Raw genomic sequence first — 26,917 nt, forward strand, 5'->3', positions numbered from 1 at the left:
CTATTCTACAACGCGGGGGACGATAATATATCCGCCGCCGATGGTCTTCGCGTTGGCTAAAAGCGCATCCCTCTCCAATGGCTCGCCAGGTATATCCGGACGAAATACGGAATCGAGTTTCATCGCCGTTGCCGACTGGGCCACGCCGTCTGTATCGATGGCCGCCAACTGGTTGGCGAAGGCGACCATGTCCTCCATCTCCTGGGCCATGGTCTCCTTCTCCTCCTGCGTCAAATGCAGCTTCGCCAGATCCGCTACGTGGTCAACATCTATTTTCGCAGCCTGGTTCTCGGCGCGCTTTGTTTTCTCCGTCCTGGCTTCCGCTCCGAGATGCAGAACCTCCAGCTGACTTGCATCCACGGGCGAAGGCGCCTGTGTCATGGGGCAGGACGCATCCTTGATCTTGGGAAAAGCAATGACCTCCCGCAGAGACCGCTCTCCCAGCAGAAGCATCACCAGTCGGTCCAACCCAAAGGCGAAACCTCCGTGGGGCGGCGTTCCATACTGAAATGCATTGACCATGAATCCAAACCGGTCCTGAATTTCCTCATGGGAAAATCCCAATGCCTCAAACATGGCCTGCTGAATATCCTGCCGGTGGATACGGATGCTACCGCTTCCCAGCTCGACTCCGTTGAGCACCACATCATAGGCCTGTGCCCGAACCTTGGCCGGATCCGTCTTCAGTAAGGGGAGATCCTCAGGGTATGGCATGGTAAAGGGATGATGCATGGCCACATACCGCTTCTCCTCCTCGGAATACTCAAATTGAGGAAAATCGGTGACGAATAGAAAGCAGAATTCGTCTCGGGGCCGCAGGTCCAGCATATCGCCGAGCTCCAATCGCAGCCCTCCCAGGATACTGCGCACATTGGCGAGAGAATCCGCGGCAAACAGAATAAAATCCCCTGGCTCCGCCTCCATTCGGGTGAGCAGTTCCTGCATTTCCGCCTGGGTGAAATATTTCGTCAGAATGGAGTAGAGTTCCCCGTTGTCCTTGACCGCAATCCACGCCATGCCCTTGGCTCCCAGCCCCATGGCCTTCTGCGTCAGCTCTTCAATGGCGCTCCGGGTAAAATCACCGCACTGTTTCGCGTTAATGGCTCTGACAACGCCGCCGGCCTCCACCGCTTTACGAAATACGGAGAATCCGCAGCCAGCGCATAGGTCCGTGAGGTCCACGATGGGCAGATCAAACCGGAGATCCGGCTTATCGCTGCCATACCGGTCCATGGCCTCCGTCCAGGTGATTCGCTTGAATGGCTCCTCGATTCGTTTTCCCATGACCTGGTAGAAGATGTACTGAAACATGGTTTCCAGATGACAGAGGATGTCTTCCTGGTCCACAAAGGACATCTCCATATCCACCTGTGTAAACTCCGGCTGCCGGTCCGCTCGGAGATCTTCATCCCGGAAGCAGCGGGCGATCTGATAGTATTTGTCAACGCCTCCCACCATCAAGAGCTGCTTAAAAATTTGGGGGGACTGTGGAAGTGCATAAAAGGTGCCGGGATGAACTCGGCTCGGAACTAAATAATCGCGGGCGCCCTCCGGCGTGCTCTTGGTGAGCATGGGCGTCTCAACTTCAATGAATCCCGCTTGGTCCAAAAAATCTTGCGCCGCCTTCTGCACCGCGTGCCGAAACCGCAAATTGGCTAGCATTCTTGGCCGCCGCAAATCCAAAAAGCGGTAGGTCAACCGCAGCTCCTCCCGCACATTCTCGCCCTCGTCCAGAGCAAAGGGAAGGGGCGCCGCCTGTGACAAAACTTCCAACTGCCTGGCCGCCAGCTCGATGGTCCCTGTGGCCAAACGAGGATTGAATGTGGTCTCATCGCGATGCCGGATCACCCCTGTCACTGCGATGACGGATTCAAGGCGCAGGCGCTGCGCCGTCTGAAAGTCCTCGCCCTTTAAATATCCGGCGTCGAACACCACCTGCAGCGTGCCTTCCCGGTCCCGCATATCGACAAAGATGACGCCGCCCATATCCCGCTTATTTTCCACCCAACCCATGACAGTCTCCTGGTGACCGACTGCCTCTTCGCGAAGCGCTCCCAGATACTGTGTTCGTTTCATTGTCATTCCTCCTGCCTTGCGAAATTTTGGCTCTCGAATCTGTAATGCATATCCTTTGACCCGCGCCGGGCGCCATCGCCTTACGCGGATGCAGTATAATGGGGATTCTGAATGTCCGCCTCACGGCGGAATTTTTTCTAGAATAAAAAAAGCCCTTCGTCCCCACTATGGGGCGAAAGGCTACTTCCGCGGTACCACCCAATTGGACCCGAAACGGATCCCCTCCTTCAACACCCAGACGCCATTGTCCTATGTCTATCGGCTGTAACGCGCCGCTCACGACTGAGCCTACAAATGAGCTGTACATCTCATTTTGAAATTCATCATAACAGAACTTGCTCTGCGTTGGGTCAGTGACTCCGGGATGTTCTTCCTCCAGATCCTCCGTACCGGACTCCCACCTGCGCCGGCTCTCTGTGACATGCTATCTGGCCTACTCTTCCCTTCCATGTCTTTGAATAAATTTATTGTAGTATACTTTATGCGCTTTGTCAAGAGGTCTATTTGAAAAATCGCAAACTATAAAAATTGAAAGACTTTGTTCTCTATCCATCAGAATTCCCCAAAACGAGCGCTGTATGTATTGTAAGCCCCTCCTATTTTTGGAAAAAAATCGGTAAAATCAAAGGTTGAAAAGTAATCCTCCGGCGTCTCCGCGCGGCGAATCAGCTGGGTGGTGCCATCCTCCCGAAGCAAAACCTCGGCGGATCGGAGCTTTCCATTGTAATTGTACCCCATAGCAAATCCATGTGCGCCTGTGTCATGGATGATCAACAGATCCCCCATTTCAATCTGGGGCAACATCCGATCAATGGCAAATTTGTCGTTATTTTCGCATAAGCCACCTGTGATATCGTATTGATGGTCACAGGGCGCTGTCTCCTTCCCGGCTACCGTAATATGATGGTACGCGCCATACATGGCCGGCCGCATGAGATTGGCCGCGCAGGCGTCCACACCGATATACTCCTTCCAGATGTGCTTCTCATGGATCGCCCGGGTGACAAGAACCCCGTTGGGTGCCAGCATATAGCGCCCCAACTCTGTGTAAATCTTAATATGTTCAAGGCCGGCGGGAACGAGAACCTCCTCGTAGGCTTTGCGGACGCCGTCCCCAACTGCTTGGATGTCCACCTCCTGCTGATCTGGGCGATATGGAATTCCAACGCCGCCGGAGAGATTGACAAACTCAATCTCCGCGCCTGTCTCTTCTCTGAGTTTGACAACAAAGGTAAACAGGATCTTGGCTAGAGTGGGATAATAATCATTGGTGATGGTGTTGCTGGCAAGGAATGCATGAATGCCAAATCGCTTGGCCCCCAGCTCCATCAAGCGCTTATATCCATTGATCATCTGCTCCGGCATAAAACCATATTTAGCCTCACCGGGATTGTCCATGATCGCGTTGCTGATGGAGAAGGTTCCGCCTGGATTATAGCGGCAACTGATTAGCTCAGGGATTCCTCCGTTCTCCTGTAAAAAATCAATGTGGGTCTCGTCGTCCAAATTGATGGTGGCATTGAGCCTGCGCGCTAACCGGAAATCCTCCGCCGGCGTATCGTTGGAGGAAAACATGATGGAATCACCAGAAAACCCGCAGGCTTTGGCCATCATCAATTCCGTCAGGGAGGAGCAATCCACGCCGCAGCCTTCCTCCTGCAATATCTTCAAGATAAACGGGTTTGGCGTCGCCTTGACCGCAAAATACTCACGAAATCCGGGATTCCAGGCAAATGCCTGCTTAAGCCTTCGCGCCCGCTCACGAATGCCACCCTCGTCATATAGATGAAAGGGCGTTGGATATTGTTCGGCAATGGCTTTGACTGTATCCGCTGTGACAAATGGCAACTTCATATACATTCCCTCTTCCTGTGTTATTTCCGTAGTAAGGCTTCACAAACCTCGCCTATGTCAGTATAAAAAAAGCTCGTCCGTTTGTCAAGAAAAAAGTCCGCCGTTTAGAACAAGATACGGCGGACTTTCGCAATTTCTATTCAAACGAGACAATCTGTCCCTTCTCCGCGGATTCAAAAATGGCCTCCATCAGTCTCATGACGCGCATGACTTCTGGCAATTTGACCTTGATCTCCTCTTTGCCCTGGATGCAAGCGCATACATTGCGGTAGTAATCCCGGATGTCGCTGTGAACGATAGGAAGATCTTCGGTCACAATGGTGTCTTCCCGGCGAGGGGCCATGGTCTTGGTCAGCCCAGCGGCAGTCTTGACCGGCACCACATCCTTTTCATCCCAGTTTTTCGCGCGGACAATCTTTCCATGGAGCTCCCAATCTTCAATGACGGCGGTACCATCCTGTCCCAGCATATACCAGCGGGGCAGATTGATGAAGTTGTTCGTGCCAACCTCCAACAGGACTTCCAGTCCGCTCTCAAAGGTGAGAACCGTGGTAAACCCGTCGTCGACAATTTCATTGGTAACGTGGGTCAAGGTGGCGTACACCGTCTTGATCTTTTCTGGGATCATCATACAGATCTGGTCTAAGATATGGACCCCCCAATCCAAAACCATTCCGCCGCCATGCTCTTTCTCTCCCCGCCAGTCTCCGGGAATCCCTCTGGACCCGTGCACTCTCGATTCAATGCGGTACACGTTGCCCAACAGATGTTCCTCGTAAATCTTTTTGATGGTCAGATAGTCTTCATCCCAACGGCGGTTTTGGTGTACAACAAAAAGTTTCCCCGTCTCCTTGGACGCATCGATCATCTCTTGCAGGTCCTTACTGCCGAGGGTGACGGGCTTTTCGCAGACTACGTTCTTGCCTGCCCGAAGTGAACGGGTGACCACCTCTTTGTGTACATCGTTGGGGGTTGCGCACAGTACGATATCCACCTTGGGGTCCGCCAGCAATTCTTCAAAACTTGCATATGGGGTGATGCCGTGCTGCCTTGCAAATTCCTGCCGCTCTTCTCTGATGTCATAGCTGCCACAGACTTCCAGACAGTCAATTCGCTCAATCAATTCCCTGTGCCAATTTCCCATGCCGCCTAGCCCGACAATGGCCAGCTGAAACTTGTCATTCTTCATTGCTATATCCTCTCTTTCTTATTTGACGGAATCCCGGATGATGATCTCATGGGATAGAATCTGGTTGGATACATCCGCTGTCCCGTTAATTTTCTGGATTAATAAGTCCATGGCCGTAAATCCCATGGTATATTGTGGCTGCGCTACCGTTGTGATGGAGGGGATAAACATTTCAGAAACCGCTGTGTTGTCAAACCCTACCACTGAAATATCCCTTGGCACCTCCACGCCGTGATTGTTCAATTCTTTCATGGCCCCGATGGCGGTACTGTCAGAAAAGGCAAATATGGCATCGGGCAGTTTCGTCTGTTCCTTCATGAGCCTGCTTGCCGCGCGGACTCCCGCCTTAAAGGTCAGACCTTCCGAAAAGATCAGCGATTCCTCGACGGGTATCCCCGCTTCCTGTAATGCCTTTCGGTATCCTCGCTCCCGCAAGATCGACGAGTATGTATACGTGCCTCCGCCAAATAGCGCGATTCGCCTCTTGCCGTGGTCAAGTAAAAATCGAACCGCATCCTCCCCAGCCTTTTCATCATCGATCCCCACATAGGTCAGGCGCGGATCCTGCACCGGCTCACAGGCGCAGAGAACGGGAAATCGTTTGCTCAATGTAAAAATCGCCTCATCGCAGATCTCGTGGGTCGTTAAAATCATGCCGTCGACGGCCCGAGTCTTTAGCATATGCACATAGCCCTGCAGCGACTCCTGATTTCCCCTCGTTGTACAGATCATGACAGCATAGTTTTCCTCCCGCGCCCGCTCCTCAATTCCGCGAACGACTCTGGAAAAAAATTGATTGGATATGGTATTGAGAACAACCAAAATCCGCTTCGTCTCCATCATCCGCAGATTGCGCCCTAGGAAATTAGGACTGTACTGGAGTTCGTCAATGGCGTTTAACACTTGCTGCCGGGTTCGCTCCTTCACTGCGTCCGGGGTGTTCAGCACGCGGGATACCGTTGCAACCGACACCCCCGCCCTCTCTGCTACGTCCTTGATCGTCGCCATAGAAGCCTCCCTCCTGTAAACGTTTACACCTAACGGCTTTACTATACTACACCTTCCAAAAAAAAGCAAGCACTTTCTCACGGGAATCCAGCAAAATTTCCCTAGCCTGTATGGACCTCTTGCTTTTTTGGAATTCTTCCTCTATAATGATTTTATAGTAATCTCCATTCTGGAGCGTTAGCGACGGGGTGAATTCTGCCCTCAGAGCTATTTATGACGCTCCGGCACAGATAGCCGTGTGAAAAATAAGCGATCGCGCTTACTTTTCACACTAAAACTTTCACTGTAGGAGGTGCTGCACATGCGCTATCGGAAGCTTGGCCGCTCCGATCTCTACGTCAGCGAAATTGGGTTGGGATGTGAACATCTGCAAGGTCAAAGCCCGGATACCATTGACGCCGTAGTCAACGCTGCCCTTGCCCACGGCATCAATCTTTTTGATATTTTTATGTCCGAGCCCAACGTCCGAACGAATATCGGCCGCGCTCTTGCCGGTCGCCGCGATTCTGTGATTTTGCAGGGACATATCGGCGCTGGATGGATCGACGGACAGTACTGCCGTACTCGGTCCCTTGAATCCTGCAAGTTTTTCTTTGAGGATTTTATGAGCCGGCTGCAAACAGACTATGTTGACATTGGGATGCTACATTTTGTTGATACCCAGGAGGATTATGCCCGAGTCTTTCAATCGGAGATCCTCCCGTACGCGCAGCGGCTTAAGGAAAGTGGCGTTATCAGGGCCATCGGCATGAGCTCTCATGACCCTGTGGCCGCTCTACAAGCCGTGGGTTCCGGTTCCATTGACGTTCTCATGTTCAGCATCAACCCCGCCTATGATCTGTTGCCAGAGGACACGGAAATCGACGATCTGTTTAAAGCGGAATCCTTCCAGAATGAAACCTTGTTGGGCATCAACCCCATTCGGGATGAGCTGTACAAAACTTGCGAGGCTACGGGCTGCGCCATAACCGTTATGAAAAGCTTGGGCGCTGGCGCGCTGCTTCACGCTGATACCTCTCCTTTCGGGGTTGCCCTGACAGTGCCTCAATGTATCCATTATTGTCTGACAAGGCCAGCTGTCGCCAGCGTCCTTGTCGGTTCAAAATCTCCCGATGAAGTCGCCGCTTCCGTTGCCTATGAAACGACGCCCGATCCCGAGCGCGATTATTCTGTGCTTCTCAGCAGCACACCAACCTACTCTCTCAAGGGCAAGTGTATGTACTGCAATCACTGTCTTCCCTGTCCCGCACATTTGGATATTGCGCAGATTAATAAATATTTGGATCTGGCGCAGCTTCATGCACCTATCTCGGATACCGTCAAGGCTCATTATCAAGCGCTGGACCATCATGCAGGCGACTGTGTACAATGCGGAAGTTGTGAACACAACTGTCCCTTCTCCGTGCCGGTCCGGGACCGGATGCGGGGCGCGCAGAGAGTCTTTGGCTTTTAAGCTTTGCGATTGAATCGCCGCCTTCTCATGCTCTTTCAACCCTGTGAAAGTGGATGTTCGGATGACGCCTGTCACCGCATCCACTTCTATTTTTGTCTGGCGCATCTGGTGCAAGACTCGGATTTCATTGAACCGTTCGCCCTTCCGGTATAAGCTCTCACAGCGTGCCACTTAACCTTCGCCCGGTTCCCTCAGCGCAATGACTACGCCTTATCTTTGGACTACGGGGGATACAATAGGAGGACGCCGAGCGTTTGTAAAATAAAATTCAAAATTCGAGCCAATAGATTTTAGTCCTTATAGGTATCTTCTGAACCCATCCATTCCGCATAAACAGTCACATTCTCCCTCTCCCCCTCCGCCCGCTCATTTCCTCATTTCTTCCACCGTCGACTCCCCGGAAAAAATCCCCTACTCCACATCGACGGCAATTTTACAGAAAAACCGTTGGTTTATTCTTTTCACAGCCGATTACATCTCGCTTTGAATATTTGGTACTCTGAAACGAATACAAAATCAGGGTATCTTCCATTTTATCCATTTTCATCTCAAGCTCCTTCTGAAGCTTCTTGAAATTTCCCTCTGTTATCTTCCCCTCAAAGACCGAATTCTGCACCCACGTCAAATACTTGCGGCAAATCTTTAACGCCTTCGCCACCCGCTTTTCACCAAAATCATAGACTACAATCACAAACACAGCCGTTCACCTACCATTTCGCTTCAAAAGGAGCATAGACTTCTCCCTCTGTCACAAATTTCTGGAGTTTATACAACTCCATGCGAATCAGCTGTTTATAGCTAACTCGCGTCTTAAGAGTCGGATGCGCAATCGTGGTCTCCAGTTTTGAATTCAACTCCTGGATAAACGTCTTGCGTCCATTCTCTTTAAAATCTTTTAAAGAGTCTTTGTAGTCTTCTTTCCCAAAAAGTTCGCGTTCCGCGGTACTCAGATCTAGGCCCGCCTTACGGCGGACTTTCCTATCGGATAAACAAAAACTGCGCTGAGCCGAGAATTTCCCCGCTGCAGCGCAGTCATTTTGAATCTCCCTTTTACAAGTCACTTATCTTTTGGCGCATCTGCCGGCTTCTTGTCCCGCTTAATGAAGAACAGCAACAGCCCTGCCACCAGGACGACGCCGAGGATCAGGCCGATCCAACCGTTCCCGCTAAATCCAGCGACAATATAGCTGACAAAGCAGCAGGCCGCTACCATGAGTGCATAGGGCATCTGTGTCGATACGTGCTCCAGATGGTTGCAGCCGGCTCCGGTGGAAGCCAGGATCGTCGTGTCGGAGATGGGCGACACGTGATCCCCGCAGACAGCGCCCGCTAACACGGCCGATACCGTTAAGACGAGCAGCGTATCCAGCTGATCGCCAAAGATGGCAAGAACAATGGGAATCAAAATTCCAAAGGTTCCCCAGGATGTGCCAGTGGCGAAGGCCAGACCTAGCGCTGTTGCGAAGAAAATGGCCGGGAGGATCCCGTGGGCGATTTGGCTCTCCATCACAAGTTCTCGCACAAATCCGCCAGCGTCGAGGTAGTCTGCACTGCAGACACCGCTCAGCGTCCACGCCAGCGAAAGTATGGTAATTGCTGGTACCATGGCCTTGAATCCCTCGGTGATGCTGTCAGTAAATTCTTTGTAGGTCACAATTTTGCGGGGAAGGTACAGAAAAAACGTCACAATGAGTGTAAAGAAGGAGCCTAATACCAGAGACCGGGATGAGTCGCAATTTGCAAAGGCATCTTTCACCGAAACACCATCCAGAATGCCTCCTGTATACAACATCGCAGAGATGCACAGTATGATCAGGACCGCAATAGGAATAATGAGATCCAGGACTCTTCCACGCCGCTGTTGCTCCTGCTCCGCAGGCACAGAGGCCTCCTTCATCTCACTCTGATGGCGGAGCTCATATTTCTTCATCGCGCCGAAATCCAGGTTCGTGGCAATCAGGATCACGATCATCAGAATCGTCAACAGCGCATAGAAGTTAAAGGGAATCGTCCGCAGAAATAGATTAAATCCATCAATGCTGCTGCCCTCCGGCAGGGACGATCCCACCGCTGCAGCCCAGCTGGAAATAGGGGCGATGATGCAGATCGGCGCTGCCGTCGCATCGATTATGTATGCAAGTTTCGCTCTGGATATCTTGTACTTGTCAGTCACTGGCTGCATGACTGTACCCACGGTCAGGCAATTGAAATAATCGTCAACAAAGATCAAAACACCTAGTGCGGAGGTAGCGCCCAGGGCTCCCCTTTTGGATCGGATGGATTTGGACGCCCAATTTCCATATGCCCGGGAGGCGCCGGATTTGGACATCAGCGCCACCAGCATTCCCAAAAAGATCAAGAACAAAATAATGTTTGCATTGTCGCCGATTTTATTACCCATGATGCCAAACGCAGTCTCAACGGCTGTCACCGGATTGAATCCAGTAAAGAATAAGGCGCCGGCTAAAATACCGATGAGCAGGGAGATATACACCTCCTTGGTGATCAGCGCCAGCACAATCGCTACAATCGGCGGCACCAGCGCCCAAAAGGTTCCTTCCATACAATAATCCTCCTTCTTCATTCAAGTTTCTTACAGCTCTCTATATCCCCCCTATTATACTGTAGATGGCTGGCAAATTCAATTCCATTTGCCATTTTCCTACAAGCCAATCTCATTTTCATGTAAAATGTCTATATTTATGCCCGAAAATTTGGCAAATTCAGCGGGCAACTTTGCCATATTCTATAATCCTTCGACGACTCGCCCCTCGATTATGGCTTTGGAATCTGAACCGTTGCCTCCGGCTTCTTTAGATGATAGTAGAAGAGATATTGCTGCATCAGCCCCGCACATCCCTCGTAGCGCGAGAAAGGGAATCCCTCTGGATAGTAGAGTGCCACCACCTGTCTCATATGGGTATCCATGGGAAACGAATCCATCCGGTGCAGGCCGTACAGACAGATACAGTCCGCCACCTTGGGGCCAATCCCCTTTCGTTCCAAAAGCGCCTTTTTGACCTCGCCTGTCTCCATGGAGTGCAACATTTCCAACTCCATGGGATGTCTCGCATAATACTCTGCTGTATCCCGGACATACTCCGCCCTGTATCCCAATCCAAGCTCTCTCAGGGTCGCATTCTCAAGCGCTGCTACCTCCTGCGGTTCTGGGAATCGTCCTTGCGTCAGAGCGCAGAGTGCGTTGAGCGACGTCCGGATTCTGGGAATATTATTATTTTGGCTGATGAGAAAACTGATAAGAATCTCCCACAAATCCTGCCGCAAAATCCGCATTCCCCTTCCATACTCCGCCGCCCTGCACAAATACGTATCCCCCGGGTCGATCTGAGCTTTCCACCTTTCATAGTCCGTATCCAGATCAAAATAGGAGCGCCAAAATGTCGTAAACTCTGACTCATCGCAGGATAAGTCAAAAACTGCTCCCATCTGGCGTACCTGTACAAAGTGCCCAGAAGATGGAATTTCATACAGTCCCGGCTCGATTCTGCGCCACCGAAAGCACTGGCCAGACTCATAGATCTGATCAAGATCCAGAGATTCTATTTGTATCCGCATGTCTCTGCTCCTTTACTCTTTCCACATGATGTTTTTGTATCGTTAAAAATGATGGCGCCCTCAAAATCTGGCCTATGAGCGAAAAAAATTCTTCCTCTGTCTCAAAAGGCTGACTCTGAAAATACAGCTCAAAAGTCCCTCCCAATCGCAGCACATCTCCTCACAGAATGACCAGCAATCATGCCCTCTTCTGGACCGCAAAAACATAAGCTTCCGCCTTGGGCGCGACACCGGTGTAATCATACATAGTGCAGTCGTGTCCACCGTGACCTCTCCTTTTTTATCAAGATGGGAATAATATTCCTTGATCGGGTACGCGATAAGCAGAGGAATGGGACATTTTCCGCTTCTATACACGCTGGGGCTGACGCCGAAGATTTTTCGGAAAGCTCTGGAATACCCTTCATGGGAATCAAACCCTGAATCAAGAGCGACATCAAGAATATTCCTACCCCGGCTAGCGAGCTCCGCCCTCTCAATCTAATCCTATCACAGGGGCAATGCTTTTGTCTTGACTGAATTAGACAATCCTTTGTTGAATGTCTGTCAAGTGGGCCATCATCGCCACATCCTGCTGCCGGTTGTGCATATAATCTCCCGTTATTATACTGCAAATCCACCCGCAAATCAACGACGGCTCTATATCGAGAAAAAGGAACCCTCTGCCCTGACAAGCATATTGTATAGTAGCATCAAGAGCATGAAGAGTCAATTCAAAAAGTATGGAGCTGGTACTATATGAAAAAGCTATGGTTAAAATTCAAGCTGTCTTTTAAAATGATACGTCTCGTTGACAAATTTCTGATGTTGTTTATGCTGATACTATTGGTGTACTCTGCATTCAATCTATTTGCCCATGAAGAGTATACACAGGATACCAACGCCATCGATGTTATCGTTCGAACATCTGCCGCTGCGATCTTTGGATATTTTTTAAGCAGTAATTTTACAAAAGGGAGTTCCTCCGGCATAACACGCACACCGTATCCTCGCAGCGACGCAGAGCTCCCGCCGCGCAATACTGCGGAGCCATCCATTAAAAATCAAATTGGATTCCAAACCTCTCCCGATGCCTCAACGGAAAAACCGGGAAATGCCGATTTTCATCCGTTGCCGTCAACGATTCCAGCGCATTGCGATACAATCCAAGTCATTGTCGTGTCCGCCATAGGGGGATGCTCTCTGCTATTTTTATTGATTTTGCGAAACTATGTGGAAATAACACCTGAAATAACAGCGACAGCTTCTCAGCTCCGAGACTTTGTATCTGCGTGTATCGGATATCTTGTCAGCTGCGGAAAAAGCCATGGAGAGTGACGATTACCGTTGGAAAGCCCCGTCCATACCCCCTTTCGTTGAACTTACTGATTGGCGCTCAACCTGTGGTTGCATTGCGCAGAACTACAAAAAGGCCGGTTGCTGTGGGACAATCGACCTTTCAGACTGTAGAAGCGGATGTCCGTTTTGCTTACCCTATTCCTTCCAGCTTTTCAGGCACTTGCCGAGAAGCTCGGCCAAGGTTTTCTTTTCGTCATCATTCAGCGCTGCAAGCAGCTCCGCATTGGTTTTACCGGAATCCTTTCCGGCGCTGTGATGTAGATAGTGTCCGCATCTTCTGAGCGTAACGATTACGGTATCATCCGTGTTCATAGTTGTAGTATCCATGTTTTCCATAAAATATTCCCTCCTGTGTGGCTTTTTTCCATTCATGGACAAGTAAATGTAAAGATTCGTTTATGTTGCAAAACCTGCATATTGTGTCATATAAAGCTCATAATATTTCCCCCTTTCCGCGAGCAACTCCTCATGAGTCCCGCTCTCCACCATCGCTCCGTGATCCATAACGACGATAAGATCGGAATCTCGGATGGTGGACAGGCGGTGGGCGATAACGATGCTTGTGCGGTTCTTCATCACAAGCTGCATCGCATCCTGAATCGCTTTTTCAGTGCGGGTATCCACGTTGGATGTCGCCTCGTCGAGGATGAGTATTTTCGGGTCTGCGACAAAAGCCCGGGCAATGGCAAGCAACTGGCGCTGTCCCTGACTGATGGTTTCGCCGGAACCGGTCAGCACCGTGTCATATCCTTGCGGAAGAAAATCGATCATGTCCTTGCAGCGGCTTATTTCCACTGCCAACTGAATCTGTTCCTCTCCTGCATTTTCGTTTCCATATTTCAGATTGTTCCGAACCGTATTTGAAAATAGAACCGTATCCTGCAACACAATGGCAACATTCTGACGAAGGCTACCCCGTGAGACGTCCCTGATATTTTGTTTATTGATGAAAATTTCACCGCCGTCGATATCATAGAAACGCATGAGTAGATTGACAATGGTTGTCTTGCCGCTTCCCGTCGCGCCGACAAGCGCCACTTTCTTGCCGGAAGGTACCGTAAGAGTGAAATCGCGAATGACCGGATGCTCTGGCTCATAGGCGAACCACACATTCTGGAATGTAACCGCGGCGCTTTTTTCCTCTGCCAGCGCCTCTCCCGTTTTATCCTCATTCACTTCATTCAGAACCGTAAACACACGCTCCGCCCCTGCAATGGCCGTCTGCAGCTGTCCGTAAATCTGTGCGATCTCATTGATCGGGCGGCTAAACTGCTTGGCGTACACGATAAAGGCGGAGATGACGCCGACGGAGATCAAGCCGTTGATTGAAAAATATCCGCCAAAGGCAGCGATAATAACAAACCCAATGTTGCCGATGCAGTTCATGATCGGACCCATAACGCCGCTGAAAATATCTGTCTTGATGCCGGCCTTGGTCAGCGAATCCGCAGTATTGCAGAATTCCTCCGCGGTCATGTCCTGATGATTGTAGGCGACAACCGTGTGGTAGCCAGAGACCATTTCCTCCACCGTTCCGTTGAGCTGGCCCAAAAGCATTTGCCGTTTGCGTGAAAATTTCCGCACCTTGCCAGAGAGAATTTTGGTCGCAAGCAGCGTCAATAAAACAGTCGCAAAGCTGAGCAGCGCGAGCTGTGGACAATACCACAACATAATGGCTACTGTTCCAATGATGGTCAGCACACCAGAAAACAGAGAGGGCAGGGATTGTGAGACAGTGGTTGAAATATTTTCGATATCATTGGTCATTCGGCTCATGACGTCCCCGTGAGAATGCGTGTCAAGATATCGGACCGGCAGATCCACGATCTTTCCGAAGAGTTCCTCCCGCATACGTTTGACGATGCGCTGACTGATCTTCGCGCTGAGCAGGCCCTGCAAAAGCTGACTGCCGCTGTACAGCAGGTAGACCACAAGCATGAAAATCAAAGTTTTTGCAAAGCTCCCTGTTACTGTTCCGGCAATCATATCAATCGCGCGACTTTGCAGACTCGGAGCATAAACGCCGCAGACAGTGCCGAAGATAACGACGGCAAGCATACAGATGACCATTATTTTTTCATGTGCAAAATATAGGGCAATGCGTTTTAAGGTACTGCCAACGTTCTCTGCGCGCTGCACCTCTGCAAAGCGGGCGTTCCTGTTCATCCCGGGGATATTGCGTTCTGCCAATTTTGAATCGCTTTGGTCACTCATGATTCTCAGCCTCCTCTCCAATCTGAGAATGATAGATATCCTGATAGGTCGCGCAGGATTTCATAAGTTCTTCGTGGGACCCGCAGGCTGCAATTTTACCGTTTTCGAGCACCGCGATTCTGTCAGCACCGCGTACCGAAGCAATTCGCTGCGCGATGATGATTTTGGTGCTCTCCGGTTTTGTCTTCTGCAAAGCTTTGTATAAATTGGATTCGGTTTTCAGGTCAAGAGCGCTGGTCGCGTCATCAAAAATCAGAATCTCGGCCGGTTTTAAGACAGCCCTTGCAATGGACAGCCGCTGTTTCTGCCCTCCAGATAAACTCACCCCCCGCTCTGCAACAATTGTATCGTACCCATTGGGTGTTAAGGAAATAAAATCATCTGCCTGGGCCGTGTGGGCCGCTGATTGTACAGCTTCCTCTGTTGCCGACGGCGAGCCCCACGAGATGTTTTCTTTGATGGATGTGCTGAACAGTTCGCTCTTTTGCAGAGCAATCGCCACTTTTTCCCGCAATGCTTTCTGCTCGTAGTCCCGCACATCGACTCCGTCCACCAGGATCGCTCCGCCCGTGACATCATAAAAGCGCGGGATCAAATTGACAAGCGTAGTTTTGCCACAGCCGGTTGTGCCCATAATTCCCACCGTTTCGCCTTGATGTACGGTGAGATTGATATGATCCAGTACAACCTGGCCTGTTTCAGGATAGGAAAAGGATACATCGCGAAATTCGATTGTTCCGTGTTGCTCGGTTTCCCCGCTGAGGGAGCCGTCAACAAGCTCCTGCTTGCTGTGCAATATCTCTTTTACGCGCTTCCAAGAAGCGATTCCCCTGGAAATATTCTGGAATAGCATAACGAGCATCAGAATGCCATTGAGAAGCTGAGTGGTATAGGTGATCGCCGCCATTATCGTCCCTGGCGTTGCCCCGCCGCCGCTGACTTCGAAGGATCCCACAAGAAGAATGATCGCCACCACGATATACATCAGCGCATTGATGATGGGATTCATAAAGGCAAAGATCACAAGCACCTTGAGCTGCGTTTTGATCAGTTCATCGTTTGCCTTTCTGAAGCGCGCCTTTTCGTAGATTTCACGGACACAAGCCTTGATGATGCGGATCCCGGACACATCCTCCTGCATGATCTCGTTAATGGAATCCAACTGCGCCTGTAATTTGGAAAACAGCGGATTCGCCCTTGACAGGCAAAATGCCAGACAGCCGACGATAAAAGGAAATGCGCACAACACAATCAGACCAAACTCTCGATTTAGACGAAACATACAATACATACTGCCAAACATCAGCAGCGACATGCGGATCATGCCGCGGACAAACTGAGACACAAAATTTTGCACCTGTGTGATGTCGTTGGTCACTCTCGTTACCAGAGAACCTGTACCGAATTTATCAAGCTGTGGGAAAGAAAAGGTCATAATATTGCGGAACGAGTCCTTTCGGATATCATTTCCGATATTTTGGCCTGACAGATGGACAAATACATTATTGAGTGATCCGCAGAGACCGCCAAACAGGACAAGGCCGATCATCTGAATCCCCAATTTCCAGATCAAATTCAAATTGCCAACGCCGCCGTTGTTCAATCCGAGGACACCGTCATCCACAATATGGCTCATCAATCCCGGTTGAATCAGATCCATCAGCACCTCACCGACCATAAACAGAGCGGCAAGTATGGCAAAATGCAGGTACCGCTTGACATATTTCCACATAAAACGTTCTCCGTTTCCTCAATGGCGCTCTCCCCTGTGATGCATATGCCGTCCATGGCAATGCTCACTGTGGTCGCGGTTTTCCATATTGCCCTGATATCGCGTTTGCCAGTCTGCATTCACTTTCTCAAGCAGTGATAGCAACAAATCTTTGTCCTCCTCCGACAGACAGGAAAACATCTCTTCATGCCGCCGATTTCGCTGTTCTACAGCTTCGTATGCTAATCTTTTGCCTTCTTCGGTGAGTTCGATGTTCATCGTCCGACGATCCGTCTCGCTCATGGTTCGCGTAATAAGCCCAGCGATTTCCAGCTTTGCGATTACCTCGCTGGCGGATCCCGGCTGGATGCCGAGCCTCTCGGTAAGCTCCCGCTGCGTAGTTCTGCCCATCTCATTCAATACAATCAGAATACGCTTCTGGCTCCCTTTTCCTTCATACAAAAACCGCATCGTATGGCTCAGATCCCGCAGATTGATAATAAGCTTATCGTTGCGGTCCGCGTCCTTATAGTGCGCTGCACGCCATGCCTCATGAATTTCATGGTCTTGATGTCTTTTCATAGGGATACTCCTTTCCATTTATTATGGTACCTTGATATAATAACACGATTCTTTATTTTTGTCAAGGTACCCAATTAATCACAGTCGGATATTTCCTCTGCCTTCTCAAGTTCCAGCACAGAGAACGGCGGTATGAGAGGGGCTGTCGGGAAAAGGATCGTCCTGCCCCTACATATATTTGGAAGCCTGCTCGCCGGCATGGTCGTTTCGACGGTGACGTGGAGGAATTTGTCACCATGTGCCCGCTGGCCGCTGCTTTTGCTCGCCTCGCCGGCGTGCATTTTTAATCTCGTTTCTCCGCCGGCGCTATCGTCTTCACGATGGCGTGGACGAATTTGCTGCTTTTTGCCCGCTGGCCGCTTCCGTTCTTCGCCTCGCCGGCGTGCATTTTTTATTCTGTTTCTCCGCCGGCGCTATCGTCTTCACGGTGGCGTGGACGAATTTGCCGCCTTTTGCACGCTGGCCGCTGCCGTTCTTCGCCTCGCCGGCGTGCATTTTTATTCTGTTTCTCCGCCGGCGCTATCGTCTTCACGGTGGCGTGGACGAATTTGCCGCCTTTTGCACGCTGGCTGCTGCCGTTCTTTGCTTCGCCGGCGTGCATTTTTAATCTTGTTTCTCCGCCGGCGCTATCGTTTTGGCGATGATGCCGCGAGGAATTTGTCTCCGTGTGCACGCTGGTCGCTGCCGTTCTTAATCATACCGGCGTGCATTTTTTATTCTGTTTCTCCGCCGGCTCGGTCACCTCGACGGTGCCGGCGGTGAATTTGCCGCCTTTTGCACGCTGGTCGCTGCTGTTCCTCGCCTCGCCGGCGTGCATTTTTTATTCTGTTTCTCCGCCGACATGGTCGTTTCGACGGTGGCGTGGACAAATTTGTCGCATTTTGCACGCTGGCCGCTGCCGTTCTTCGCCTCGCCGGCGTGCATTTTTTATTCTGTTTCTCCGCCGGCTCGGTCACCTCGACGGTGCCGGCGGTGAATTTGCCGCCTTTTGCCCGCTGGCCGCTGCCGTTCTTCGCCTCGCCGGCGTACATTTTTTATTCTGTTTCTCCGCTGGCTGCTGCCGTTCTTTGCTTCGCCGGCGTGCATTTTTAATCTCGTTTTCCGCCGGCGCTATCGTTTTGACGGTGGCGGGGAGGAATTTGTCTCCTTTTGCACGCTGGCCGCTGCCGTTCTTTGCTTCGCCGGCGTGCATTTTTAATCTCGTTTCTCCGCCGGCTTGGTCATCTCGACGGTGGCGGGGACGAATTTGCCGCTTTTTGCACGCTGGCTGCTGCCGTTCTTTGCTTCGCCGGCGTGCATTTTTAATCTCGTTTCTCCGCCGGCGCTATCGTTTTGACGGTGGCGGGGAGGAATTTGTCTCCTTTTGCACGCTGGCCGCTGCCGTTCTTCGCCTCGCCGGCGTGCATTTTTCATTCTGTTTCTCCGCCGGCGCTATCGTTTTGACGGTGGCGGGGACGAATTTGCCGCCTTTTGCACGCTGGCCGCTGCCGTTCTTTGCTTCGCCGGCGTGCATTTTTAATCTTGTTTCTCCGCCGGCGCTATCGTTTTGACGGTGGCGGGGAGGAATTTGTCTCCTTTTGCACGCTGGCCGCTGCCGTTCTTCGCCTCGCCGGCGTGCATTTTTAATCTTGTTTCTCCGCCGGCGCTATCGTTTTGACGGTGGCGTGGACGAATTTGCCGCCTTTTGCACGCTGGCTGCTGCCGTTCTTTGCTTCGCCGACGTGCATTTTTAATCTTGTTTCTCCGCCGGCGCTATCGTTTTGACGGTGGCGTGGACGAATTTGCTGCTTTTTGCACGCTGGCCGCTGCTGTTTCTCGCCTCGCCGGCGTGCATTTTTTATTCTGTTTCTCCGCCGACATGGTCGTTTCGACGGTGGCGTGGACGAATTTGCCGCCTTTTGCACGCTGGCCGCTGCTGTTCCTCGCTTCGCCGGCGTGCATTTTTAATCTCGTTTCTCCGCTGGCGCTATCGTCTTCACGGTGGCGGCGTGCAAAAAGGGAGCTGTCAGGAAATCGATAGCTCTACACAGAGGCAGGTGTGATCCATGCAAATTTATCCATTAAAAATGAAAAAAGATGGCCCACGATAACCATCTTGTCTCCGTTCCATGTTATAATGGAACTATTCTCATTCTAGATTATCTCACCAAAAACTTCCCTTTCTTCGCGTTGCGTTTCCCCGACGACGATCCAGTCTATTCCCTGCGCCCTGAAACAGATACTTCTAAAAGAAGGAGACAGTCCGGTAAAAATCCTGAGCCTCGAGAAAGCCTGATTTTCTAATGGACTGTCTCCCTCTTACCTATCAGGGGCAATACTCGCTATTTCCCGACAGCCCCATCTCATACCGCCGCTTCATTTTAATCTCCTCTGTGTCGAACCGTCGCCGCAAATCCCCAGCAGGAGGCAACCAACAGCACAAGCCACAGCCACAGATTGCTGTTGTCGCCCGTCTGAGGAGTGCCCGGATTTGTTGACTTGCTGGGATCAACCGGATCGGTGGGCTTCGTCGGATCATCAGGCTTTGCCGGGTCTGTCGGTTCCTGGAAGTCTTCTGTATTCACAAAGAGATAGTAGCCCGTCTCTTTCATTCCAAAGCTGGCGCTCTCCTGCTCAGCCGTATAGGATACTTCATTAGACTTTGCGTTCCCATCCATATAGTAGAGCTTCGCTTTTTCATAGCCGTCCCTCACGATCATGGCAATCGTCACACTGCCCTCCGGCTGTGCGGGCGTTTTCCCTCGATAAAAGGCGAGATAATACGCCGCCGGATCCCTGCCCAGCTTCTCGGTGGAGGCTGACAGCCACGCATAGGCTTCTGCTTCCTCGTCAGCAGTGATCGGAATAATCACAACTCGGAGTTCATCATCCGCGCTGCTGTCGCTCTTGCCGCTGAGCATAACTCCGCCTGGCAATTCCACAGAATCCATTCCCGGAATGCCAAGGGTAATCACATAATACTTCGTATCGCTCTGGCTATAGCCGTATACCTCAATCCCCTGATCTCCCGGTACCTGGTTTCCCTCCGCTTTCGCCGCAAGCGTTGTCATGGGGCAGGATAGAAGCACTATAGCAGCCAGCGCTGCAATCCATTTTTTCATCATCGTATCCTCCTTCATGCAATCTTCAAGGTTGTATTCAAGACAGCTGAACCGGCGCTGTAATAGGTTTCCGGCTCATAGGCCATGATTTTCAGCGATACGGCAGTCGTCTGTTGCGGAACCGAATTGAGCTCCACCGACCGCACATATTCGCCAGGGCGGATCAGACCGCTCTCGCCCAATATATCGCCGTTTTCGTCGAGAATGCGAACTTTCAGCCATACCGTATTCCCCGCCGGGTTGGTGAGCCAGACGTCGGTTTTTCCATCCTGTACCTCAAGCTCTCCCGCAGCGGAAAAGCGGAACGCCTTTGCGTCCATCTCCCCATATCCGGCATTTTCCGGGACTTCCGGCGCTCCCGTCTGCGCTGCCGCATCGAAGGGAGGCGGGGAAAAGCTCTCCTGCCTGCCGCCGGACAACAGCGCGATCATCATAACGGTCACGGCGAGGACACAAAGGCCCGCTGTAACCGGTAACACTCCTTTTCTCATATGGGTATGTCCCTTCCTTTGCGTATCATCCGTCATATTTGCCTCAAGAGTACAATCGTGGGACAAAGATCGCGGATGATCGTCCTGCGAGATGGCATCGCCATCCCGCAGGTACAATCCGCTATTGGCTTGATGTTACGGCTGTGTCTCTACTGCGGTCAGGGAGACGGTGATGTCGCCCAACTTCGTTGATGTTGTCTGCAGGGCGTTCAGCGTTCCGTCAAGGGTCAGTGTGCTCTGTACCGAATCCGCCTCAGCCGGTTTATTTTCTACACCGGCTGCCAGCTGCTGACTTGTCACGCTCATCGTTCCAGTATAAGTGCCGTTCACATCAGCCTTTGTAAAGGAGAACGCGACATCCACGGGGAGGTTGGAATGATTGGTCACCGTCACGGTGTTCCCTGAGGCCTTCCAGCCGTCGGTGTCTGTAACGCTGTAGGTGTGCGTTTCCGGATCCCATGTTCTGTCCCCGGTGGTGTTGTAGGTGAAGGTCATTTCGCCCCACTCGATCTTTACACTGTACCGATCCGTAAGATTGCCGGTACCCACGTAGGAGCCCTCGACTCCGATTGTTTCGGTGCCAGGAGTAGTATGTGTGTTCTCTTTCGCAAATGCGGTGGTGCCAAAGCCCATGGCAAGCGCCAGTGCAAGGATAGCTGCAAAAACTTTTTTGGTTTTCATCTTAGATTACTCCTTTTTCTTGATATATTTTGTATTTCAAAACGCTTCTCTGCGCCCTGAGCAAAGTTATGATTCTACCGTGATATTCACGGGGATTTCAGTATTGACAATGGTCTTTTCGTGGGTGTCAGGCTGGTAATACAACACCACAAACTCGCCGTTGTATCCGCCGGGCTGTAGCTTTGCTGCCGCGTCCTCCAGCAGATCCAGCTTCTCAATCTGCTTGCCAGGGAGGATCGTTCCGGACTGGGCGATCACCACATCCTGCACAAGAATCTGGAGAACCATGTCCTGATTGGATTTAGAAGGATTTGCAAAGTACAGCGTTGCCCGCTCCTCTGATAAAACGATATGAACCTCTGTCGTATACGTCAGGCTCACCGCTCCGCCGCCTTCCACCTGCGTCAGCTTCTCGTCGCTATCATCTCCCATATCCTCGGCGTACGGTTCCTCCTGCCGTGGTGCGTAGTCCGGCGCCAGGGTAGGGACCCGCCGGAAGAACAACGCCCAGATGGTAATGCTGATAGAAGCGATCAGGAGAAGAAGCAGAAGAAAAAGTAAAAGCCATTTTGTCCTGCTTTTTTCTTCCTTTTTCCGCTCATGCGCTGCCATCAGTTACCACCTCCTCCCACAGTCGTCAGGCGCACTGTAATCGTGCCGATTTTTTGGGTCTGATCTTTTAAACTATCCGGTTTCAAAGACTTCAGATTGAGCTCGGTAGAAATCGTATCGCCGGGTTTCATCCGATTGATCTGTCCTGCCACACCGCTACTAAACGTGCCTGTCAGGGTATAACTGGTGCTGTAAATCGTTTCCGGCGCAAAGATAAACTCTGTTCCGACCGCTACGTTGCTGTTGTTTACCACTGTCAGATCGTTGCCATTCGCTGTCTTTGGCGACCAGCCGCCGCTGTAGGTATGGTCATCCGGATCCCACTGTCCTTCATTGTAATTGAATTCCATAGCGCCCCAGCTGATCGTTACGGATATCTGCTCCGGATCATTGCTGTAGGTGTCATCGCTGCGGAAGTAGACTGCTGCAGCATCGAATACCGGATACCTATCATAAGGCGTATTGCCGTTGTCAATGTCCTGCTTCCAGATCGCCTTGCCGCCGGTGCTGGTCTCGCTGTTCACCAGATAGCAGACTTCGCCGCTCTCAAACTGCGCTGCGGTTTTGGTCGGAGCGCTTGCCGTAGTGCTGTCGCTGCCGCTGCCGAATCCATTAGGCGCCGAGGTATCCAGATAGTAATTGTCGGTATAATGCGCTGCCGTATGACCGTACAGCCGTCCGACAATGGCGCCGCAGTAATTGCCGCCGCCGTTTTGCACCTTGCCGTAGTTGTAGCAGTTGCGGACACCGCCGCTAGTATGATTGATATACCCCAAAATACCGCCTATATAGCCGTCTGCCGCATCGGTCTTTACAGATCCGTGGTTGGCGCAGTAGCTGATTGTCGTGGTGTTCGTATAGCCTGCAATGCCTCCGATACATTCACGGGTATTCGCCAAATCCATAGAACCAAAGTACATGCACTTGAAAATGGAGCCTTGTTCCATGGCCGTACCGACTATGCCTCCGACATGGGCAAGATTGCCGGCACCACTGTTCTGAATATTCACATAGGAATTTACCTCTGATAAGTCTGTATTCAGTGAATACCCAACGATGCCACCGACACGCTGGATCGCATGATCGCCGCTTCCGGATATGGAAAGCTGTCCTCGAACCGTCAGCCCGGAGATCGTGGCCCCGCTTGTACAGCCAAATAATCCGACACCGTCTATCGATTGCGATGCTCCTTTATTCTCCCGGTCAATATACAGCGCAGAAATGGTGTATCCGCTGCCTGTAAAAGTGCCTTGATACTTTCTGCTCGCAGTACCGATACCGGGGAAGTTCCGATCTTTTGTGACGCCCGCATACCCGGCCGGCTTCCCATTTTGGCTGCCCTCCAGATCGATATCCGCCGTCAGCACAGCATTACTGCCTGCAGCAATCCCGCCGCTGTTGAGCTGCTCCGCAAACCAGTAGAGCTGCCCGCCGTTGGTGATCTGGTAAATACCGTTTGACGTTTCCGCCGGCTGGCGTGCGTCACAGCAAGCGCAGAAGCCATTGACATAGTCATGATTTACGTGATCTTCTTCCTCTACGGAATTAGAGTACGCGTAGAGATAATCACCCGCTGTACAGTCGTGCGACTGATTCCTGTACACGATCCCGCCGCCGAACATCGGATACGCGTCATATGGTATATTGCCGTTATCCACATCCTGCCGCCAGATCACATCGTCCGCGCTGGAACTGCCGTTTACTAAGTAGCAGACCTCGCCGCTTGCGAAGGCAGCCGCGTCCTTGGCCGGAGCCTTTGCTGATGTGGAACTGCTGCCGCTGCCGAAAGCACTGGGAGCAGAAGTATCCAGATAATAGTTGTCGGTGAGCTTAGCCGCACTGTGCGTTCGCAGCCAACCAACGATGGCGCCGCAGTGGTCTCCTCCGCCGTTTTTCACCTCGCCGTAGTTATAGCAGTTTTTGAGACTCGGATTGGAATTGTTCAGATATCCCAATATTCCGCCTACATAAGCGCCCGACTCCGTTGCTGTCACCGTCCCCAGATTGGCGCAATGGCTGATACGCGCGCCTTTTCTGGAATAGCCCACGATTCCTCCAATACAGTCTGCTGAACTGGAAAGGGTTATGGAACCGGTAAACAGACACTGCTCAATCACGGTTTCACCATCATCTATGCCGCCTACCACGCCGCCCACATGTTTATAGGCGCTGTTCTCGTTACGGATATGGACAGCAGAGATGATATTCGAGAGCGTCGCGCCATTGGCATAGCCGACTACGCCGCCCACGCGCTCCGCATCAATGCCAGACAGGGTAATCGTCCCCTCCAGCGTAAAGCTGCGAATCGTTCCGGCACTGCTGCCAAAGAAGCCGATATAGGACTTGGTCTCTGTGAGCTTAAATTTGGAAATCGTATAATTCTGTCCGTCGAAGCGGCCGTTAAATTCTGCTATCGGTTTCCACTCCCGGTTTTCCAAATCAATGTTTGCTGTCAGCACACCGGCGGCGATTTGATTTCTGCCGGTAAACTCCGCGTGCGTCTTATCCCCGTTGACGAGAGACGCAAACCAAAACATCTGGCCGCCGTTGCCGATTTGGTATGTATCGCCGGACAGGGTAGCCGGTTCATATTCATCACAAACCGTGCAAAAGCCGTTGCCGCTGTATTTGTGATCCTCCACCGGATTCGCGGCCGTCACCGTTGCCTCCGCGTACTGGGAGCTGGCGTCCGGCACGATCTTCACCGACAGGGTCTTCCCTCTGTCGCTGTTGGTGGGTGTGTAGGCTGCGTTGGTCGCTCCGCTGATCTCTGCTCCATCTGCATACCATTGATACGTCGCACTTGTCACCCCTGTCGGAAGATTGACCGAAACCTCCTTGCGCGGATGCGGCGCGTCCGTAGAGAGAGACGCGGTAAGAGCCGTCCTTTTCTGAACCGTCAGGGGTATCGCTTCTGTTGTATACTCGTTAAAATCATTCATGTCCGTCAGAGTCGCCCGCACCGTCACCGTGCCGGTAGAGTCCGGCGTAAATGTCGTACTCAGACCACTGCCGGAAAAACTCCCGGACCCATTCACCACCGACCAGGTTACCTGAGGACCTTCCGCCTTCTGGCTGCTTTCCCGGAGAAGCTCACTTAAGCTCCCTGTTCCCGCTGTCCCTGAAGTGTAATCACGGAGAGACAACATGACCGGCTGTCCGCTGTACATGGTGGTCTTATCCGCCGAGATTGAAGCTGTCAAATCAGCCTTGTTGATGGAAAATGAAACGGTGATCGAGCCAATTTTTGCCTGGTCCGTTGTAACCGCTGTGCGGTTGGTATCCTGGCTTCCTGTCAATGTAATGGTCCCCGTCTTACAATGCACATTTTCTCCGTACCCGGATATTATAAAACCCGTTGCAGGATTCAAATAAAGCCCACTATTATCGCCATTGACTACCTCTCCGTCTCGGTCCGTAAAATGATTATAACTGATAGAAGAAACGGACGGCGTACACTGGGTGCCGCTGTATGTATAACTTCCAGGATTCAATTTAACAGAACAGTCCATCAAGTCGAGGATCAGATAGGGATCCATTGCTACAGCAGTGCCGTTTCCGCCTCCATCGCCCCAGGAATCGTTGCTGATATTTGCGGCGGTGGAAAGGATCAGTTTCCCAGCACTGTGCCAGGCCGTCAACGCTACGGAGGCGCCGCCGGAGCCACCTGCGCCGCCGCTGTAGTAGTCCTTTACAGTGTCAGAGCCGCCGATTCCGCCTGATGCAGAAGACGTACCTGTTCCTATACCGCTGCCACCTGCGCCACCGCCACCAGGGTTCGCATCGCCTAAACCATGGCCGCTGGTACCTGTCTGTGTCCCTGAGGAACCGGCAGAGCCTGTCGCCCCTGCTGCGCCACCGGCGCCGCCAGCTCCACCTGAAGAAGTGTCGTCTTTCTCATCTAAGGCTTTGGAGCATTCTGCTCCGCCACCTCCACCGCCCCCTCCGTTGGGCCAGCCGCCGCCTCCGCCGCCCCCTCCGCAGCCTTGGACGTTGCCTTTATAGTCGGAGCTTAGCGTGCCGCCGCTGCCACCACCGGAACCACCGGCGCCGCCGGCGCCAATCGCAGGAGCGGAAGTGCCGCCCCCTCCGCCTCCACCTCCGCCGCAGCCGCCAGCCATTGTGTCTTTATAACTTGTACTTGCATAGCCGCCGCAACCGGCTCCGCCATTGCCACCGCTGGCCGCCTCGCCGCCGACAGCGTTTAGGTTTAAACGGCCGGAGATATAGATCGTTCCCGCTCCCTGTCCACTGCCGCCAGCGCTGCCCGAGAATCCACTGGAACCTCTATGGTCGTCGCCATAAGAAAAACTTATACCGAGTATAGTTGCGTATACACATGCACCGCCGTCCTGATTTGCACCACCTTGGCCGCCGGTTCCTCCGTTGCCGCCTATCGCTGCCGCTGCACCTCCGCCGCCATTGCCGCCAGCTCCTGTTCTCCATGTCGTGATAAGGTTGCCATTATCCATTCTTCCCGATTTTCTTGCAGCTTCTCCGTCACTGCCAGAGGCCGCGTTGCCTCCTTTGACAGTCAACGTGTCCACCGGCGCCGCGGTAGAGGTGGAAAGCTCTTCATCGTGAGCACTGTAGATTGTCAGTTTTGCCCCTTCCGGCACACGGATGGCCGCTGTCGCCCCGGTCGTGCCGGAAGCGTCAGCGCCATACAACGCAACACTGCCATTGATAATAATTTTCACCGTGGCCCCATCCGCCACTGTAATTGGGCTTTGTCCCGTCGGAGCCGTATACGTAATCGGGCCATTGATCTGCAAAATCTCCCCATTGTTCAGCGTCAGCGGAAAGCTACTCGCGCTGGATACCGATCTGGTTGGCTTAGGCTGCCAGCCTGTCGCCGAAGCTGTAAAGAGAGTCACATTTCCCTCTTCACTCAATAGGGCTATCTCGCCCGCAGTATCCTCTGTCTCTGCCGCCGTCGTCACGCTGGGGGACATGGACAGTAGCATTGCAAAAGTCAAAAGAAACGATATGATTTTGCTTCGTCTCATACGAGTTCTCCTCTCAAGGTAA

The 26,917-nt window shown here is 52.0% G+C and carries 25 protein-coding genes and 1 other annotated feature; of the genes, 2 read left to right on the forward strand and 23 right to left on the reverse strand.

What is annotated here, in order from left to right; translation table 11 throughout:
* The 4 genes from aspS to H8730_RS10385 form a co-directional block, all read right to left on the reverse strand.
* Entirely contained in the window at window positions 1–2,076 is a 2,076-nt protein-coding gene (gene aspS / locus H8730_RS10370) for an aspartate--tRNA ligase (protein ID WP_177716973.1), read from the reverse strand.
* Window positions 2,077–2,241: 165 nt separating this feature from the next.
* Window positions 2,242–2,534, reverse strand: a binding site (T-box leader).
* A gap of 94 nt (window positions 2,535–2,628) precedes the next feature.
* The gene (locus H8730_RS10375; RefSeq protein WP_177716975.1) at window positions 2,629–3,930 is read right to left on the reverse strand and encodes a diaminopimelate decarboxylase; all 1,302 of its coding nucleotides are present in this window, start codon (window positions 3,928–3,930) and stop codon (window positions 2,629–2,631) included.
* 136 nt (window positions 3,931–4,066) lie between these two features.
* The gene (locus tag H8730_RS10380; RefSeq protein ID WP_249289800.1) at window positions 4,067–5,119 is read right to left on the reverse strand and encodes a Gfo/Idh/MocA family protein; all 1,053 of its coding nucleotides are present in this window, start codon (window positions 5,117–5,119) and stop codon (window positions 4,067–4,069) included.
* Window positions 5,120–5,137: 18 nt separating this feature from the next.
* Entirely contained in the window at window positions 5,138–6,127 is a 990-nt protein-coding gene (locus tag H8730_RS10385) for a LacI family DNA-binding transcriptional regulator (protein ID WP_177716978.1), read from the reverse strand.
* 301 nt (window positions 6,128–6,428) lie between these two features.
* On the opposite strand from H8730_RS10385, the gene H8730_RS10390 reads away from it, so the two are divergent.
* Entirely contained in the window at window positions 6,429–7,580 is a 1,152-nt protein-coding gene (locus tag H8730_RS10390; RefSeq protein WP_177716980.1) for an aldo/keto reductase, read from the forward strand.
* Window positions 7,581–8,013: 433 nt separating this feature from the next.
* Here the strand turns inward: H8730_RS10390 and cas2 are convergent, their stop codons facing one another.
* The 4 genes from cas2 to H8730_RS18055 form a co-directional block, all read right to left on the reverse strand.
* Entirely contained in the window at window positions 8,014–8,277 is a 264-nt protein-coding gene (gene cas2 / locus H8730_RS10395; RefSeq protein ID WP_177716982.1) for a CRISPR-associated endonuclease Cas2, read from the reverse strand.
* A 360-nt stretch (window positions 8,278–8,637) separates the two neighbouring features.
* Window positions 8,638–10,143, reverse strand: a complete 1,506-nt coding sequence (locus H8730_RS10400) for a Na+/H+ antiporter NhaC family protein (protein WP_177717558.1) — start codon at window positions 10,141–10,143, stop codon at window positions 8,638–8,640.
* A gap of 212 nt (window positions 10,144–10,355) precedes the next feature.
* A complete protein-coding gene (locus H8730_RS10405; protein WP_177717556.1) occupies window positions 10,356–11,156 on the reverse strand; it encodes a DNA-3-methyladenine glycosylase family protein in 801 nt (266 codons plus the stop codon).
* A gap of 72 nt (window positions 11,157–11,228) precedes the next feature.
* Complete coding sequence (locus H8730_RS18055; protein WP_177717560.1) at window positions 11,229–11,636, reverse strand: helix-turn-helix domain-containing protein; 408 nt, start codon at window positions 11,634–11,636, stop codon at window positions 11,229–11,231.
* A 258-nt stretch (window positions 11,637–11,894) separates the two neighbouring features.
* On the opposite strand from H8730_RS18055, the gene H8730_RS10410 reads away from it, so the two are divergent.
* Window positions 11,895–12,473, forward strand: a complete 579-nt coding sequence (locus tag H8730_RS10410; protein ID WP_177717553.1) for a hypothetical protein — start codon at window positions 11,895–11,897, stop codon at window positions 12,471–12,473.
* Between the two features lie 156 nt (window positions 12,474–12,629).
* Here H8730_RS10410 and H8730_RS10415 read toward each other — a convergent pair whose 3' ends face one another.
* The 15 genes from H8730_RS10415 to H8730_RS17655 form a co-directional block, all read right to left on the reverse strand.
* Window positions 12,630–12,830 carry a hypothetical protein gene (locus H8730_RS10415; RefSeq protein WP_177717551.1) on the reverse strand — a complete coding sequence of 67 codons (201 nt, stop codon included), beginning with the start codon at window positions 12,828–12,830 and terminating at the stop codon, window positions 12,630–12,632.
* A 60-nt stretch (window positions 12,831–12,890) separates the two neighbouring features.
* Entirely contained in the window at window positions 12,891–14,708 is a 1,818-nt protein-coding gene (locus tag H8730_RS10420; RefSeq protein ID WP_177717549.1) for an ABC transporter ATP-binding protein, read from the reverse strand.
* Entirely contained in the window at window positions 14,701–16,440 is a 1,740-nt protein-coding gene (locus tag H8730_RS10425) for an ABC transporter ATP-binding protein (RefSeq protein WP_177717547.1), read from the reverse strand. The genes H8730_RS10420 and H8730_RS10425 overlap by 8 nt, the downstream gene beginning before the upstream one ends.
* 18 nt (window positions 16,441–16,458) lie before the next feature.
* Window positions 16,459–17,001 carry a MarR family winged helix-turn-helix transcriptional regulator gene (locus H8730_RS10430; RefSeq protein WP_177717545.1) on the reverse strand — a complete coding sequence of 181 codons (543 nt, stop codon included), beginning with the start codon at window positions 16,999–17,001 and terminating at the stop codon, window positions 16,459–16,461.
* A gap of 74 nt (window positions 17,002–17,075) precedes the next feature.
* Window positions 17,076–17,282, reverse strand: coding sequence for a hypothetical protein (locus tag H8730_RS10435; RefSeq protein WP_177717543.1), 207 nt, complete (start codon window positions 17,280–17,282; stop codon window positions 17,076–17,078).
* A 110-nt stretch (window positions 17,283–17,392) separates the two neighbouring features.
* The gene (locus H8730_RS10440) at window positions 17,393–17,602 is read right to left on the reverse strand and encodes a hypothetical protein (protein WP_249289801.1); all 210 of its coding nucleotides are present in this window, start codon (window positions 17,600–17,602) and stop codon (window positions 17,393–17,395) included.
* A 137-nt stretch (window positions 17,603–17,739) separates the two neighbouring features.
* A complete protein-coding gene (locus H8730_RS10445) occupies window positions 17,740–17,925 on the reverse strand; it encodes a hypothetical protein (protein WP_249289802.1) in 186 nt (61 codons plus the stop codon).
* 28 nt (window positions 17,926–17,953) lie between these two features.
* On the reverse strand, window positions 17,954–18,193 hold the full coding sequence (locus H8730_RS10450) for a hypothetical protein (protein ID WP_249289803.1): 240 nt from the start codon (window positions 18,191–18,193) through the stop codon (window positions 17,954–17,956).
* Between the two features lie 132 nt (window positions 18,194–18,325).
* Window positions 18,326–18,514, reverse strand: coding sequence for a hypothetical protein (locus tag H8730_RS10455; RefSeq protein WP_249289804.1), 189 nt, complete (start codon window positions 18,512–18,514; stop codon window positions 18,326–18,328).
* Window positions 18,515–18,753: 239 nt separating this feature from the next.
* Window positions 18,754–18,942 carry a hypothetical protein gene (locus tag H8730_RS10460; RefSeq protein WP_249289805.1) on the reverse strand — a complete coding sequence of 63 codons (189 nt, stop codon included), beginning with the start codon at window positions 18,940–18,942 and terminating at the stop codon, window positions 18,754–18,756.
* A gap of 419 nt (window positions 18,943–19,361) precedes the next feature.
* Entirely contained in the window at window positions 19,362–20,105 is a 744-nt protein-coding gene (locus H8730_RS10465) for a hypothetical protein (RefSeq protein ID WP_249289806.1), read from the reverse strand.
* An 11-nt stretch (window positions 20,106–20,116) separates the two neighbouring features.
* Entirely contained in the window at window positions 20,117–20,593 is a 477-nt protein-coding gene (locus H8730_RS10470) for a hypothetical protein (RefSeq protein ID WP_249289807.1), read from the reverse strand.
* 135 nt (window positions 20,594–20,728) lie between these two features.
* A complete protein-coding gene (locus H8730_RS10475) occupies window positions 20,729–21,274 on the reverse strand; it encodes a hypothetical protein (protein WP_249289808.1) in 546 nt (181 codons plus the stop codon).
* A gap of 66 nt (window positions 21,275–21,340) precedes the next feature.
* The gene (locus tag H8730_RS10480) at window positions 21,341–21,886 is read right to left on the reverse strand and encodes a hypothetical protein (protein WP_249289809.1); all 546 of its coding nucleotides are present in this window, start codon (window positions 21,884–21,886) and stop codon (window positions 21,341–21,343) included.
* The gene (locus H8730_RS17655) at window positions 21,886–26,895 is read right to left on the reverse strand and encodes a hypothetical protein (RefSeq protein WP_283243942.1); all 5,010 of its coding nucleotides are present in this window, start codon (window positions 26,893–26,895) and stop codon (window positions 21,886–21,888) included. The genes H8730_RS10480 and H8730_RS17655 overlap by 1 nt, the downstream gene beginning before the upstream one ends.
* Window positions 26,896–26,917 lie beyond the last annotated feature (22 nt).

The organism is Bianquea renquensis, from assembly GCF_014384895.1.
GTDB lineage: Bacteria > Bacillota > Clostridia > Lachnospirales > Bianqueaceae > Bianquea > Bianquea renquensis.